The sequence below is a fragment of the Lysobacter sp. 22409 genome (genome assembly GCF_052045105.1).
GTDB lineage: Bacteria > Pseudomonadota > Gammaproteobacteria > Xanthomonadales > Xanthomonadaceae > Lysobacter > Lysobacter antibioticus_B.
Genome location: NZ_JBQEOE010000029.1, coordinates 1 through 15144 on the forward strand (window position 1 = coordinate 1; position 15144 = coordinate 15144).

Annotated in this window: 10 protein-coding genes and 1 pseudogene; 7 read left to right on the forward strand and 4 right to left on the reverse strand. The window is 61.6% G+C overall.

Going from position 1 to position 15144, the window contains the following annotated elements; all coding sequences use genetic code 11:
* Nucleotides 1-31 precede the first annotated feature (31 nt).
* Nucleotides 32-2503, forward strand: a complete 2472-nt coding sequence (locus tag ACTJJK_RS14965; protein WP_440730603.1) for an ATP-binding cassette domain-containing protein — start codon at nucleotides 32-34, stop codon at nucleotides 2501-2503.
* A gap of 323 nt (nucleotides 2504-2826) precedes the next feature.
* Nucleotides 2827-4053, forward strand: a complete 1227-nt coding sequence (locus ACTJJK_RS14970; RefSeq protein WP_440730604.1) for a nuclear transport factor 2 family protein — start codon at nucleotides 2827-2829, stop codon at nucleotides 4051-4053.
* Nucleotides 4054-4301: 248 nt separating this feature from the next.
* On the opposite strand, the pseudogene ACTJJK_RS14975 reads toward ACTJJK_RS14970, so the two are convergent.
* Nucleotides 4302-4898: pseudogene (locus ACTJJK_RS14975) on the reverse strand (ATP-binding protein); the annotation flags it as partial.
* 291 nt (nucleotides 4899-5189) lie between these two features.
* Here ACTJJK_RS14975 and ACTJJK_RS14980 point away from each other — a divergent pair.
* Nucleotides 5190-6119 carry a hypothetical protein gene (locus tag ACTJJK_RS14980; RefSeq protein ID WP_440730605.1) on the forward strand — a complete coding sequence of 310 codons (930 nt, stop codon included), beginning with the start codon at nucleotides 5190-5192 and terminating at the stop codon, nucleotides 6117-6119.
* On the opposite strand, the gene ACTJJK_RS14985 is transcribed toward ACTJJK_RS14980, so the two are convergent.
* Nucleotides 6080-6625, reverse strand: coding sequence for a hypothetical protein (locus ACTJJK_RS14985; RefSeq protein ID WP_440730606.1), 546 nt, complete (start codon nucleotides 6623-6625; stop codon nucleotides 6080-6082). The two genes, ACTJJK_RS14980 and ACTJJK_RS14985, sit on opposite strands and share 40 nt — an antisense overlap.
* Nucleotides 6626-7128: 503 nt before the next feature.
* Here ACTJJK_RS14985 and ACTJJK_RS14990 point away from each other — a divergent pair.
* The 3 genes from ACTJJK_RS14990 to ACTJJK_RS15000 all read left to right on the forward strand — a co-directional run bounded on the left by ACTJJK_RS14990 (nucleotide 7129) and on the right by ACTJJK_RS15000 (nucleotide 11013).
* Nucleotides 7129-7374 (forward strand): hypothetical protein, encoded by a 246-nt coding sequence (locus ACTJJK_RS14990; RefSeq protein WP_440730607.1) that lies wholly within the window; start codon nucleotides 7129-7131, stop codon nucleotides 7372-7374.
* Nucleotide 7375: 1 nt separating this feature from the next.
* Nucleotides 7376-8956, forward strand: coding sequence for an ATP-binding protein (locus tag ACTJJK_RS14995; protein ID WP_440730608.1), 1581 nt, complete (start codon nucleotides 7376-7378; stop codon nucleotides 8954-8956).
* Nucleotides 8957-9027: 71 nt separating this feature from the next.
* Nucleotides 9028-11013: a Druantia anti-phage system protein DruA gene (locus tag ACTJJK_RS15000; protein ID WP_440730609.1), complete on the forward strand. Its 1986-nt coding sequence runs from the start codon at nucleotides 9028-9030 to the stop codon at nucleotides 11011-11013.
* A gap of 42 nt (nucleotides 11014-11055) precedes the next feature.
* On the opposite strand, the gene ACTJJK_RS15005 is transcribed toward ACTJJK_RS15000, so the two are convergent.
* Both ACTJJK_RS15005 and ACTJJK_RS15010 read right to left on the reverse strand, forming a co-directional pair.
* Nucleotides 11056-12870 (reverse strand): ATP-binding protein, encoded by a 1815-nt coding sequence (locus ACTJJK_RS15005; protein WP_440730610.1) that lies wholly within the window; start codon nucleotides 12868-12870, stop codon nucleotides 11056-11058.
* Nucleotides 12871-12970: 100 nt separating this feature from the next.
* A complete protein-coding gene (locus ACTJJK_RS15010; RefSeq protein WP_440730611.1) occupies nucleotides 12971-13513 on the reverse strand; it encodes a hypothetical protein in 543 nt (180 codons plus the stop codon).
* A 450-nt stretch (nucleotides 13514-13963) separates the two neighbouring features.
* On the opposite strand from ACTJJK_RS15010, the gene ACTJJK_RS15015 reads away from it, so the two are divergent.
* The gene (locus ACTJJK_RS15015; protein ID WP_440730612.1) at nucleotides 13964-15136 is read left to right on the forward strand and encodes a hypothetical protein; all 1173 of its coding nucleotides are present in this window, start codon (nucleotides 13964-13966) and stop codon (nucleotides 15134-15136) included.
* The last annotated feature ends 8 nt before the right edge of the window (nucleotides 15137-15144 follow it).

The following is a 15144-nucleotide window of genomic DNA, read 5'->3' on the forward strand; positions in this document are numbered from 1 at the left end:
CGCGGCGATGCGGCGGGCAATGCATCCAGCGATGAACCCCACGAGCCCGACCGCGCCGACGCAGACCGCGCAGGCGTTCCGCCCCACCGATGGAGACACGATGAGCAAGGCCACGAGGAAGAACACGCAGTCGTCCGCGCCGCACGCCGCCGACCGCCATGACCTGATCCGCGTGCAGGGTGCGCGCGTGAACAACCTCAAGGACCTCAGCGTCGAGTTGCCGAAGCGCCGCCTGACCGTGTTCACCGGTGTGTCCGGGTCCGGCAAGAGCTCGCTGGTGTTCGGCACCATCGCCGCCGAATCGCAGCGGCTGATCAACGAGACCTACAGTTCCTTCGTGCAGGGTTTCATGCCATCGATGGCGCGGCCGGAGGTCGACGTGCTCGACGGCCTGACCACGGCGATCATCGTCGACCAGGAACGCATGGGCGCCAACGCCCGCTCCACCGTCGGCACCGCCACCGATGCCAATGCGATGCTGCGCATCCTGTTCAGCCGCCTCGGCAAGCCGCACATCGGTTCGCCCAACGCCTACTCCTTCAACGTCGCCTCGGTGCAGGCGGTCGGCGCGATCACGGTCAAGGGCGAGACCAAGCGCCAGACCTTCAACCGCACCGGCGGCATGTGCCCGCGTTGCGAAGGCATGGGCCGGATCTCCGACATCGACCTGACTCAGTTGTACGACGACAGCAAGTCGATCAACGACGGCGCGATCACCATCCCGGGCTACAGCATGGACGGTTGGTACGGCCGCATCTACAACGGTTGCGGTTTCTTCGACCCGGACAAGCCGATCCGCAAATTCAACAAGAAAGAACTGCACGATCTGCTGCACAAGGAGCCGACCAAGATCAAGGTCGACGGCATCAACCTGACCTACGCCGGCTTGATTCCGCAGATCCAGAAGTCGTTCCTGTCCAAGGACGTCGATGCCCTGCAGCCGCACATCCGCGCCTTCGTCGAACGCGCGACCACCTTCAGCGCCTGTCCCGACTGCGGCGGCACCCGCCTCAGCGAAGCGGCGCGCTCGTCGAAGATCGGCAAGATCAACATCGCCGACGCCTGCGCGATGCAGATCAGCGACCTCGCCGACTGGGTGCGCGGGCTCAAGGAGCCCTCGGTCGCGCCCTTGCTCGCCAAGCTGCTGCACACCCTGGATTCGTTCGTCGAAATCGGGCTGGGTTATCTGTCGTTGGAACGGCCGTCGGGCACCTTGTCGGGCGGCGAAGCGCAACGCACCAAGATGATCCGCCACCTCGGCTCGTCGCTGACCGACGTCACCTATGTCTTCGACGAACCGACCATCGGCCTGCACCCGCACGACATCCAGCGCATGAACGAGTTGCTGCTGCAACTGCGCGACAAGGGCAATACCGTGCTGGTGGTCGAGCACAAGCCAGAAGCGATCGCGATCGCCGACCACGTCGTCGACCTCGGCCCCGGCGCCGGCTCGGCCGGCGGCACGGTCTGCTACGAGGGTACCGTCGAAGGCCTGCGCGCCAGCGACACCCTGACCGGCCGCCACCTCGACGACCGCGCCTCGCTCAAGCCGAGCGTGCGCAAGGCCAAGGGCCAGCTGAAGATCCGCGGCGCCAGCAAGCACAACCTGCGCAAGGTCGATGTGGATATTCCGCTCGGCGTGCTGTGCGTGATCACCGGCGTGGCGGGTTCGGGCAAGAGTTCGCTGGTGCACGGCTCGCTGCCGGCCGACGAGACGGTGGTGTCGGTCGACCAGGGTGCGATCCGCGGCTCGCGCCGCAGCAACCCGGCCACCTACACCGATCTGCTCGAACCGATCCGTAAGGCCTTCGCCAAGGCCAACGGGGTCAAGCCGGCCTTGTTCAGCGCCAACTCCGAAGGCGCCTGCCCGACCTGCAACGGCGCCGGCGTGATCTACACCGACCTGGCGACGATGGCCGGCGTGGCGACCACCTGCGAGGATTGCGAGGGCAAGCGCTTCGAGGCCTCGGTGCTGAAGTACAAATTCGGCGGCCGCGACATCAGCGAAGTGCTGGCGATGCCGGTCAGCGAGGCCGAAGCCTTCTTCGGCGCCGGCAAGGCGCACACCCCGGCCGCGCACGCCATCCTGCAGCGGCTCGTGGATGTCGGTCTGGGCTACCTCAGCCTGGGCCAGCCGCTCACCACCTTGTCGGGCGGCGAGCGCCAGCGCCTCAAGCTCGCCACTCACATGGCCGAGAAGGGCGGTATCTACATACTCGACGAACCGACCACCGGCCTGCACCTCGCCGACGTCGAACAACTGCTCGGCCTGCTCGACCGCCTGGTCGACTCCGGCAAGTCGGTGATCGTGATCGAGCACCACCAGGCGGTGATGGCGCACGCCGACTGGCTCATCGACCTCGGCCCCGGCGCCGGCCACGACGGCGGCCGCGTCGTCTTCGAAGGCACCCCGGCCGAGCTGGTCAAGGCCAAGTCCACGCTGACTGGCAAGCATCTCGCGGACTACGTCGGCGCTCGAGGGAAGCCGTCGAAGAAGTCCTAGGACGGTTGGCTCGGATCGTCGTCGCGGCGCCGAGCCATCGAGGCAAGCGCGGGCAGTGGCCTGCGGTTCCTGTCCGTGCCCACGTTCTACACCGGGCTTCGAAAAGGTCGAGCACCAAAAAGGTCGAGCTTCAAAAAGACCGAGTTCCAAAAACGTCGAGCTTCAAAAAGACCGAGGGCACGACGCCGGACGCTGGGCGGCAGGCGCAGCCGCGGCCGAACGCCGCCTCCTGAAACACGTTTCCGGACTCCGCGAACGCCATCCAAGATATTGTGGCAAAAGGAAAATCGGCAGCATGCGGGCTTCTCAAACAGGAACCCGCCATGGCAAACCTGCCGTTCACGCCAGCTACCATCCGTGCCGCACCGCTACGCGCGATCCTCGTCCGACTGCTGGCTTGCGCCTTCGTGCTTCTGTTGTCCGGCGGCGTGGCGCATGCCGGGCCGCCTGCCGATGACCGCCAGGTCGCCGCGGTGATCCAGGACTACCTGCAGGGGAGTTCCTACAACCGGACCGAGCAGCTTCGACGCGCGTTCCATCCCAGTGCACGCCTGTACCTGAGCCAGGGGGCGAGCGGCATGCGGGAGGTGGGAGTCGAGGAGTATGTCGGCTGGTTCAGCAAGAACCCGGACCAGTTCAATGGGCGATCCGGCCGTCTGATCAGCGTGCAGGTCGACGGCAACATCGCGACCGCGAAGGCGGAGATCCTGGTCGGCAAGGATCAGGCGCGCTACGTCGACCTGTTCCTGCTGAAGAAGCTCGGCGACGCGTGGCAGGTCATCAGCAAGACCGCGACGCGCTACCAGGCGCCGGCTCATGGCCGCCAGGTGCTGCTGGTCGTGTCCAATGTCGGCACGATACCCGGCACCCGCCTCAGCGCCGGCAACAGCTTTGCGGAGCTGATCCACGCCTACACCGCCTTCCGCGAAGCCGGCTACGGCGTGCAGTTCGTCAGCCCCGAAGGCGGGGCTGTGCCGCTGGCCTATATCGACACCCGCGATCCGGAGCACACGGCCAGGATCTACGACGGCGACTTCATGTGGGCCTTGGCCAATACGCGCAAACCCGAGGAGGTGAATGCGGTCGACTATGCCGCGCTGATGTACATCGGCGGCAGCGCCGCGATGTACGGCGTCGTCGATCACCCCGGCCTCAAGGCCCTGGCGGCCCGCATCTATGAACAGCAGCAGGGCATCGTCTCGGCGGTCTGTCACGGCAGCGCTGGTCTTGCGAACCTGACCTTGTCCGACGGCACGGCGCTGGTCAGCGGCAAGCGCGTCACCGGCTATCCCGATGCCTTCGAAGACAAGCAAGCGCCGTACTACAAGGCCTTGCCGTTCTCGCTCGAGCAGCGCCTGCAGGAGCGCAAGGGTCTGTTCCGTTACGGTGCCCGCAACACCTCGCACGTGGAAATCGATGGCCGGCTCATCACCGGCATGAACTGGCAATCCACCCGCGACGTCGTCAAGGCCATCCTCCAGCAGTTGGATGCCTCGGGCGCGCCGGCAGCGATATCGCCGGCAGCGACATCGCAAGGTTCGAGCCGCTAGCCGATCTCATCGAAGCCGAGTCCACGCTTGCCGGCAAACCTCCAGCGGAGTGAGTCGCATCGATTGGGGACGATCAGATCGAACGCCGAGGCGTTGGCTCCGTGGCTAGGAGCGATGCGAGTCGCGACCGCGCGCTTACGGTCTCGCGTCGCATCGAGCCACTCAGATCGAACGCTTGAAGCTTCCGTCACTAGAACGGCGGCGTGCTTTCTTTGAGTCGCCGATCGCCCCATGAGTGCCAAGCTGCTCTAGGCCGCGGCCTCGCGCTCGCCACGTCGATACCCGATCGCCTCGGTCAAATGCGCCGTGGCGATCTGCGGGCTTTCGGCGAGGTCGGCGATGGTGCGCGCGACCCGCTGGATGCGGTGCATCGAGCGCGCCGACAGTTGCAAGGCGTCGACGGCGCGTTCGAGCAGAGCGTGGTCGGATTGGCTGAGGCCGCAGGTCGCGGTGGTCTCGGCCTGGCTGAGTTGCGCGTTGGTCTTGCCGCTGCGCGCCAGCTGGCATTGGCGCGCGGCGACGACGCGCTCGCGGATGGCGGCGCTGCTTTCGCCGCTGGGTTGGTCGGGACGCAGCGCCGAGGAGGGCAGGCGAGGCACCTCGATGTGCAGATCGATGCGGTCGAGCAGGGGCCCGGAAATGCGCGCGCGGTAACGGCGGATAGCTTCGCCGGCGCAACGGCAACGCCCGCTGCAGTCGCCGGCCCAGCCGCAAGGGCAGGGGTTCATCGCCGCGACCAGTTGGAAGCGCGCCGGGAACTCGGCGCTGCGCGCCGCGCGCGACACCGTGACCACGCCGGATTCGAGCGGCTCGCGCAGGACTTCCAGCGCGCGCCGTTCCCACTCGGACTGGAACTATCCAGAGATCGGTGAAGGGTCTGCCCCTGGCTCTGGGCGGGTTCTGCGGCCATGTCGGCAACCTCGTTTGCCTGAACTGCGAGGGGTGGGGCGCACGAGGCGCCTCTGTTCAAGAATCTACGCCTGCAAGAGGACAGAGGGCCAGTGGACACGAAAGCGGTTTGGGCGCTTGTCCGTAACGGACAGATGCCGACTAGAGCGGCCTTCATCTAATGACGGATGGCTCCGCCTGGAAGCGCTGGCCGAAGGATCTGACGCGTGATCGCCCGATTCGAGGGAATGAGCAACGAACCTTCCTGCTTTGGCATCGCGCGCATCTCATGGAATCCCAAAGGATATGGATCGAAGTCACTGTCTGCCATCGCGGCCGACTTGATGGTCCAGCTTGAGGACTTCATTGGAGCAAGGCTGACGGTTTATGGATTCACACCCGATGGTGCGCTGGGCGCAGACCACGGTGCGCTAGTGTTAGAACTGGAACTAGGTCCGGCTAAAACCCGGATTGGCGTCAACTTCGCTGCCAGAGATTATGGGCAAGGAGCGATCCGCCATGGTTTTGATGCGGACGCGTGGCGAGAGGCGCCGACGCAATGGAATAGCGCTGGAATCTGGCTCGCGAATGCAGAAGAAACCCTAGCCCTTCTTTGCGCATTAGGGCGGTTGCTTGAGGTGCGGGACGCCAGGTTCGTCTATGGCAATCCGGACAGGTTGCGCGACGCAGAGGAAGCAAAGCAACACAGAGAGAAAGCGGCGTGCTTTCAATCGTGTTCTGTTGGCGCCGGCGAACCAAAAGGATTTGATCCTTCCTTCGTTGGTTTTGCATGTGTGGAGGTGCTTCGCCAGTGGACCTACTTTACCGGCGCGGGAATGGATGTTCGATTCTTCACCCCACCTGAGGCGACATGGATCGACCATGTCGCGATGGTCATCGAAGTCACACGAGGAAGTCGTCGCACTTGTATCGGCGCCCACTTCGGTGCCAGTTTCGACAGCGGGAAGGCCTACCGGAAGATGCTGGACCCCACGAATTGGAAGGGCTCATCGGAGGACTGGCAGAGTTCTGGACTTTATCTCCTGACGTGGGCCGAGGCGTGGGCGTTCCTGTGCGCGCTCGGGGAGCGACTCAATATACGCAGCGTCAGGATGTGCTACGGAGAAGGTGAGGCGAGTTACCTTGTTCGAATCAAAGATGGACTCGATGCAAGATAACGCAGCGTATGCCACTCCTCTCGATAGTAGTTGCCGACTACGAACAGCGCTGCATCGGGGCGCCTCAGTTCATCCAACAAGGCCTGCCATTCATCGGGATTCCATTCCCGCAGAAGATCGTTGTGGTAGTGCGGAATGTCAAAGTACACCCGGTGAACGCGAGGGGGATGCTGAAGCCACACGCGTAGGCCATCTGTGTTCTCTATGTGGCTGATCTTGCCTTGGTAGATACGGGGGTCTCCAAGTAGAGGACTTCCTCCGGACTTTCCGATGTCATAAAAAAGATGCGCGTAACGGACTCGTTCCGGCTCCTGGCCCTGGTAGACGTTGATCCAGTGATCGAAGTCCCTAGGTGCTTTGAGCAGTCGCTGAACTGACAGCTCACGACTCGGGGCGATCTCTCCCGTATCTGGTTCAACGCACTGGATCTGTCCGCTTGACCTGGGCTCGTTCGCCTGTTCAAGCGAGAACGCAATGTCGTGGTACAGGCGCCATGTTTTATTCATCGGTTGACTCGCGCTGAGCAAATTTGGGGCTTCCACGCGTCGGACTTGATCTCGCCGCGGTCACGTAACGTGTCCACTTCCCAGCTGGCGCGTGGGCTTCGATCATCTGATCTTCAATGGTCAAGTCGAGGACACGGATGGACGCCGATAGAAATGGATCGATGCTGGTGGGGCGCCGGCCCAGGCCGGAGGCAGGATGTGGCTGTGTCGCATTCCTAACGCTCCCTTGTGGGTGCTCTGCCGGGCTTTCAGGTCCGATAGGTGTTTCGACGGTGTCCAGGCACTGTAGGTCTGCGGCTCGGACTCGGACTAGTGGACACAGAACGATCTTCTGCCGATATCCGGCACGAGGGAGGATCAGTCCGGCCGCGCCCCGCTCCTGGAAGGACGGTCGTCTGGATCTGCAGGCGGCCCGCTTGGGTGGCGATCGGCTTTGCGAGGAGACATGTTGCAACATAGTGATACGGTTGCAACAATATGGTACCTCTGGCGCGGGGACGGACATGGCGATCGAAATAGAAGGAATCCAGTACTACTCCGCCACAGATGTTCATGAGGAACTGGGGATCGCGCGCCAAACGCTTTGGCGCTGGCGCCGGGCGTCCAAAATTCCCCAGGGGCGCCGCTATCGGGACTATCAGATCGTCTTCACGGAAGAGGAGATGGCGCAGATCCGCGACTTCGCGAATCGACTGGAGCCGCCATCCGAAGGCACCGTCCGCCAACGTCAGCGCCAGAGCAGGTCCTGACATGAAATCTCTTCAGACGGCCGACAGCGCATGTCCGATTATTGCGCTCGATAGATTCATCCAGGCGACGCGCGACTCCGGCTACAAAGGGACCGCCAGCGCCATCTCCGAACTGGTGGACAACTCCATCCAGGCCGAAGCTAGGCGCATCGAGATCCTCATCACCGCTGTCGACGGCGGAACCACTGAGGGCGCGATTGAAGTGTCGGTGCGGGACGATGGCGTCGGGATGGACCCATTCACCCTACGCCAGGCGCTGCGCTTTGGCGGAAGTACCCGATTCGGTGATCGCACCGGTTTAGGCCGGTATGGGATGGGGTTGCCCAACGCTTCCCTAAGCCAGGCGCGGCATGTTGCCGTCTACACCTGGCGGCAAAGTCCTGCCACCCCGCGTCCGGCCGGTGATGGACCGGCTGTCTTCACGTCCTACCTCGACGTGGACGAAATCGCCCAGAAACGTATGGAGGAAGTACCGCGGCCTGAACTGGCCAAGTCGACCCCCATGACCTGCAGCAGTCCCTCCGGGACGCTGGTGGTTTGGAGTCGGTGTGATCGGCTGGATAACCGCCGGGTCTCGACGATAGCCCGCAAGCTGGAAACGGAGTTGGCCCGCCGTTTTCGGCATTACCTCTGGGCGGGCCTGCGAATTACCATCAATGGCGAGTCAGTCCGCGCGTTCGATCCCCTGTATCTGCACCCGGCGGCGGCCATCACCGGTGCGCAGCAGTTCGGAGACGAACTGCGCTACGAGGTGTGTGTAGATCACAACAATCCTGCGGTGATAGGGGTTGTGCGGGTGAGATTCTCGGAACTCCCCGTCCACGAGTGGCAATCGCTCTCCAATGACGCGAAGCGAAAGCGCGGCATATCCAAGGGATCAGGCGTTTCGATCGTTAGGGCAGGCCGTGAGGTCGACTATGGCTGGTTTTTCATGGGCGCCAAGCATCGCGAGAACTACGACGACTGGTGGCGGTGCGAAGTTCACTTCGACCCCGTACTGGATGAAGCTTTTGGCATCACGCACACCAAGCAGCAGGTTCGTCCTAGCGCTCATCTCCTGGAAGCGTTGACCTCTGACATCGAGGCGATCGCTCGAGCGCTAAGTGCCCGGGCCCGCAAGGCACACCAAGCCATCAAGCAAAATGAGCGGTTCTCGGAGGCCGCCAATGTCGCAACCCGGCAGGACAAATTGCTCAAACCTCTTCCCAAAAGGATAGAGGCCGATGCCAAGGCCTTACTCACTCGCCTGGAGCACGATCACCCCGGTTTGCGTAAGAGTTCCCAGGCATCCAAGTACATGATCGTGGAGTCGGCAATACATGAGACCCCATTCTTTTCCTATGCACGAGACCAGAATAAGTTGATCCTGGTGCTGAATCCCGAGCACCCGTTCTACCGGGAAATATACAAACCGTTGGTCGAAAGCGAATTGCCCCGCGATCAACAATTACGCACTTACATAGAGCTTTTTTTGCTCGCGGCAGCCAGAAGCGAAGCTGCAAGCGCAGGAAAGTCCTTGCCTGTCTCCAAGTATCGCCATGACTGGAGCAATACTATCGCGACATTCTTCAACGACAAATGACACCAAGCCCTCGCCCCCATTGGACTGCGCTAACCCCCCCTCTTCGAAGCGCGCAGTCGAAGAAAATGCTTGTGCAACTCGCAAAGGACCTTGTGCGCGCGTCGAAGTTGGCGACAGCAGAAGAGAAAAGTGAACGTTTTGATCAGATCCGGCAGGAATTCATCAGTGCCGTAGAAAAGAGTCGATACCAAGAATCTGCGGCATTGCTGGCGGCAGGCCTAGTCGTGGCCGACGTAGCCATTCAAGGATGGAGCCTGCGCGTCAAGGAGGGAGGTATCGAGGTCCACCCACCCTCTGTATCTACGGAGGGGCATGCTCAGGAAAAGGAGCGCATCCGCCAGCAGGAACTGGTAAAGCGCAACTCCCAATTGAAGCAACATTCGGTGGTTCGTTTCCTCAAGTCCATGGAGAAAATTCGCCTGCACCAAGGGCGTTTCGTATCAATCTTCTCGGTGATGCGTGACGGGCGTGATCTGGCCCGTGCACTCGAGGAAGCTCGCGCGGTCGCCGGCGATGAGCGCAAAGCGCTGCTCGATCAAGTGGTCGATCCGTACTTGGAATTCATTCCCACAGGGTCGGCGACCTGTACGCAGACGGGGCTGCGCCTGATGGACATCTGGCGCTATTTCCGTCACACCTGGTCTAACCAGTACATGAGCGTGCCCGGAAGGAGCATGCAATTCCTGGTCAGGGATCGCGCTGCGCCAAATCATCCCGTCATGGGCATCTGTGCGCTGAGCAGCCCTATCATGCAGATCCGCGAGCGCGACGACTGGATCGGGTGGAATCCCGACGTGTTCCTTGCACGCGTCAAGACGGCGCCTACTGCCAAACTGGCACGTTGGCTAAAAAAGAGCCTGGATGAGGCCATCAGCCAGATTTACGTGGCCGATCTGGTGGAAGATGCGGTGCTAACCGGGCGCGAAATTGCGTTCCCCAACGATGAGGTCATTGCCAGCCTCGAGAAGGAAGGCAACAAGCGCCGTGGTATGCATCACCGCTTCGTCCAGCGCAAAGATCACAAGTCGCGCAAGTCGGTGGGTGATGTCGATGGCGACGCGCACTGGCAAGCACGGGCGCGCACCCACCTGTTCCGGAGCAAACGTGCCTTGACGCTGGCCGCGCTGCTTCGTGCGCGGCTCAGGGTTCGATCGGCGTTCGGTCGCAAGCCGTCCCGTGAAGCGCTCAAGAGATTGGTCGACTCCAAAGATGGGCAAGACGCCATCCGCGCCGTTCTCCGCAAGGCCAAGGCAGATCGCGTGGGTATTTCAGTGGCGGACATCAGTGTCTGTGGCGCTGTGCAACCTTACAACGCGATCCTGGGCGGCAAATTGGTGGCCATGCTGGCCACGAGTCCGGAGGTGGTCGCTGAGTATCGCAGGCGTTACAAGAATGCCGAGAGTGAGATCGCCTCATCAATGGCGGGCCGTCCCATCGTCCGCAGCCCTCACCTTGTCCTGTTGGGAACCACATCGCTTTACGGCGTCGGATCCAGCCAATACAACCGCATCAAGATTCCTTGTGAGAGGCTCGATGGTGTTCCTGGCGCGCAGATCAAGTACTGGGAATTAGGTCATTCGGAGTCCTTCGGAACCTCCCAGTACTCGGAAGAAACCATTACGGCCTTGGCCAGCTTCGTCCAGCAATCTGGCGATGGGGTTCGGGTCAACAGTATCTTCGGCGAGGGTGTCAGCCCGAAGCTGAGGAAGGTGCGACAAGGCCTGGATCTGCTGAACCTGCCTTCGTCACTACTGCTGCAGCACCATCGCCGTCGCATCGTGTACGGCATTCCGCTGATTAGCAATCTTTCGGACTATCTGATTGGTGCAGACAGCGCCCCGCACTATCTGTACCCACTTCGCTCTGGCTCAGTGGCTAGTAGTGGCATTTCGGACTGGTGGCGAGAGCGTTGGCTGATCAATCGGATTGACTCAGACGATGTGCTAGCAGAGGTGCGTCGTCATGGGCTGGTTCAGCCCATGCGACACGGTGCTCGCGTGTCGATTCCAGGCGTGGTCGATCAAGAGCCGTTGTTCCAGCAAACACAGCCGGAATAGAAAATGCCCGCGGGATGTCCCGCGGGCATCGTCAAGTCGGATTTACTGCACGACGTGCATGTACTCGGCTACCGAGGAGGCCTTGTCCTTAAGGCTATCCTCGGAAATCAATTGCGCCAATGCATGTCGCAGGCGCTCGGACCACTTGTTCCGCTCTGACTTATAGAACATCTCGGCATCGCCGACGCTGTCCAACTCCCGTTCGGCAAGCACGAACAGGAGTACTTCCAAGGCGTATTGCGCCTCCGGCGCAGCCTGGTAGATTCGAGAGTAGAACGGGTGATCCGTATTGATCACCAGTCGCTTCTGCTCTCCAAGCCGGAACGGGCGGAAGAACGGCCCTTCGGGTATGGCTTGGAACTCGACCTCCCATTTCTTCTTGGCAAGCCGTTCGGCCAATTCCTCGCGCACGCTGTCCCGGTGACGGCCTGTCGCCTGGGCTTGGTCGTTCACTGCCTGCTCGAAGTTGCGAACCCCTTCCTCACGTTGTGACGGCGTAGGGTCCGAGACGTTCGACTTGAACTTCTCGGTGTGCTCCATTGCCAAGGCGCTGGGCCGCGGCGACTCGGGATTTTCCTGATTCTTGGACACTGCCTTGTGCTGGGCTCGGAGGTCATCCAAGCGATTGCGCATGTCCTGGACCAGTTTCTCGAGAGCCCCTCCTTTCTTGCCATCGTTTCTGAGTTTCTCCCACATCTCATCTTCGATGACGATCTGCTGCTTGGCCGTTGTGACGTTGAAGAACTCATCGAGTGCCGGATCAAAATCGATCTCGATCTTGATATTGGTGTCGTTGTTCTGGAACTTGGTCCATCGCGGCGAGATCGTGTCGATCTGCCTACCCGCCCGGCAGATCAACAGGCCGTTGTAGTCGCGCATGATCTCGTAGCGCTTGTTCAGTTTCCTGCCGCGGGAATCTTCGCTGTAGGCGTTAGGGTCTTCGCCTTGGAAGTTCGGCGGTAACATCGAGGCCCTGATCCGGATTTTCCCCACCTCCCCGGTCGAACTCTCAACCTCAAAGGTACGACTCTCCACGCGCTCTGCGCGTACGCTGGTTTCGTCGTAAAGACGGGCATGTTCCATCAGGAACAGCGGGTCCACCGCTTGCGCGACGGTGCCATCCACAGCCAGACGTTTCTCGGGAATGAAGTGCCGGTAGATCACGCCAAGATGCTGCAGAAGCTTGGCCTTGAGGGTGTCCGTTCTGATCCACCCGTTGAGGCGGTTGAGCCGGTCCAGGTCCTCGAGCACGATGACCAGGCCGGACTCTGCCTTTGCCAAGTCGTACTTGTCGTCACCCTTGGCCGCTTTGATCACCCATTCAGGCACTGGTGTCGGTTTGGGCGAGAGCAGTTCCTGGGTCTTCTCAGGATCGCCAGCTGCGGCGGACAACTCGTCGATGTCCACTGTCACGGCATGCCAGTCGGACTCGGGGGCCTTCGCGTAGACGGTGTAGCGCTTTGCCAAGCTGACCGAGGAACTGGGCAGTCCATAGCCATAACGCCCAAACCCGGTGCGATCGCCTTCGCGATCCGTACCGCCCCAGCGCACGGCATAGCTGATCATCTCCGGGATCATGCCGTTGCCGTCGTCGCAGATGGCGATCTTGTCCGGCTTCACCTTCGCTTTGTTGCCGGCGTCGTAGCCGAAGCGTACGGAGACCGAGGTTGCGGCAGCCTGCAACGAGTTGTCCACCAGTTCGCAGATCGCCCACGCCGGGTTCTTGTAGCCGATATCACGCATGCCGCGCAGGAATGCGTCCGCGAACACTACCCCCAGTCCCTTCGTCTTGGCCTTCTGGGTTTCGACATACTTGCGCTGCCGATCGATCGTATCCAGCGTCATCACCTTATTCATATCAATCACCTTTTCAGTTTTGGCCAATTCCATTTTTTGGACTCGGCAGGGTTGGGCTCCCATTTAGCGGTGCGGGGAGCCGACGCACCTACAGCATCGATCAGGCAGCCAGTCGGCGAAGATCGTTGGCCGCCATCAGGATCAGGGAGCGATGCAGTTGGGCCACGCGCGGCTGCGTTCGGCGCATGCGCACGGCGACCTCGCGCTGCGTCATGTCCTGGACATAGAGCAGACGGTAGGTGGACTGGAATTGCGACGGCAGGGTGCGGACCCAGCGGGTCACCACCGCAGATGCATAGTGGTCATGCTCGGCCTCCGGAGCCGCGGGCAGTTCGACCGTGATCTCCTGCGCCTGGGCCAGCGCACGGTCCTGGGGCACGGGGGCGCTCATCGCATTGGCGATCGCGGTACGCACATAGCCGACCGCTTGGCTTTTGCCGGCGCGATACAGGTGCATGAGCTTGATGCGGGCGCGCTGCGCCAGTTCGTCGGCTTCGTAGCCGGGGTTGATACGTCCCCGTGCCCGGGCCTTGGCGGCGCGTTTGATTTCAGGGTCCCAGATCTGCAGGAACTGAGCTTCGGATGTGGCCAGGGGTGGACACGCAGTCTCGTCCCGCTCGCCATAAAGGTCGACATCAGCCATAAGGCCTCCTCGTTGTGTGCTCGATGAAAATCGAGCAGGAGGAGACTTTCCCGGCTGGTGTTCACGACCTTTACCAGACCCCACTTTTGGAGGCCCGGCAGGGCAAGAACTCCGCCTGCTATTACTGAATATACCCGTGCACAGTGCGATTCGATAAATGCCCCGTGCGGCCGGGACCCGGTTAGGCAGGGGGGGCGGCTCTTTTTTAGCTATCTGTCTGTACGCCGGTGCAAATGGCTGTGGCTTGTGAATCAATGGGTTACGTCGAGGTCCGGAGCCGTCGATGCGAGATCCCGACTGCACCAAGCCGTCCGCTCGGAACCCGGTCATAGCGTCCTAATTTGGGCAACAGCTTGCTGCCCAATTACTCTGCGAGGGGATGCGAGGCGTCGCCACGGCGGAGGGCGCCTCCACAAAGGCACCGATCAGTCACTACGGGGGAAGCTCAGCATGAGGCAGTGGGCGTTCGATCAGGGACAAGGCGTGCTCCTGTGCTGCAGTTCGACCCGCCACCGACGCTTCATCGATGACTTGGTCAGCATCATGGCCCTGCCCAATGGAAGTCGGGTTCGGCTGCGTTACGGCGACGATGTCTGTGATCCGGAGGTGCGGCGTCTGGGTGAGGTCTGCGAGGAGGTGCCCAAGGGGACCATCGCCCTGATTGCCCACGTGCGTTTCGAAGAAAAGGATGGGCAAGCGAAGTTCTTGCCGCTTCGTATCGGCGAAGTCGTCGAACTGCGAACAGAAGGGTCAGCGACGTTTCTCGAGATTGGGTTGCGTGACTTTGTGGAGCAGCCCCAAGGCACCGAATTCGTGCAGAGCCTTTTACCGCTGGCCGCGCTCGCCCTGCCTCACAAGTCACCAGGAGCGCACAAGCCGATCGGCTATTTTTGCCAACGCCTCAAAGCCGGCCCCGCGCTGATCCGCAGTTCGAACACATTGTGCTGGGAGCGGATCGCCACCAACTTCCTGGCGGCGATCGATGGTTCGAATGCCGACTTTCCATTCCTGTTTCATATAGAAGTCATTCGACGACGGCGGCACAGATTAGTGCCGCTGCGCAATGGCATGTTGATCGCACCGGCGGTTGCGGAACTGGAGATTCACGTCCGTACCCTGGCGGACAAATCCTCGTATGGATCGATCATCCAGACGCCCATTGGTTGTTTGGAGCTTCGGGTCGACCATCCCGAATGTCGGCTGTCGTCCGGAACACGCCTGCCCATCGATACGACACGAAACCTGTTGATCGCGCGAATGGCGACTAGCGTAAGTCTGCGTCCCGCGTACGGCGCCATTGTCGTCACGGCTCGTCGCAGCGATGAACTGGCCACTACCACCCCGGCCGCTCCAGCCGAGGCTCCGAATACCGAGGGGGCGGCACCGCCTGCGGCCGTTCCTCTGAAACCGGTGGACCAGGTCATCGTGGAACTGCCGATCCTGGTAGGACGTCCAGCTTCGCGGCTTCTGGCCGCCGGACTGATCGCGTTGGCGGTTGCGGCCCATGCCTTTGATGTGGACCAATTCACCGAGCACAAGGAACTGGTCCTGCTCAAGGCAGGCTTGATCCTCATCGCTGCCCTGATTGCCTTGCTGTTGGGCATGAAGCCGCAAGGCGGCTAGGTCCCTGG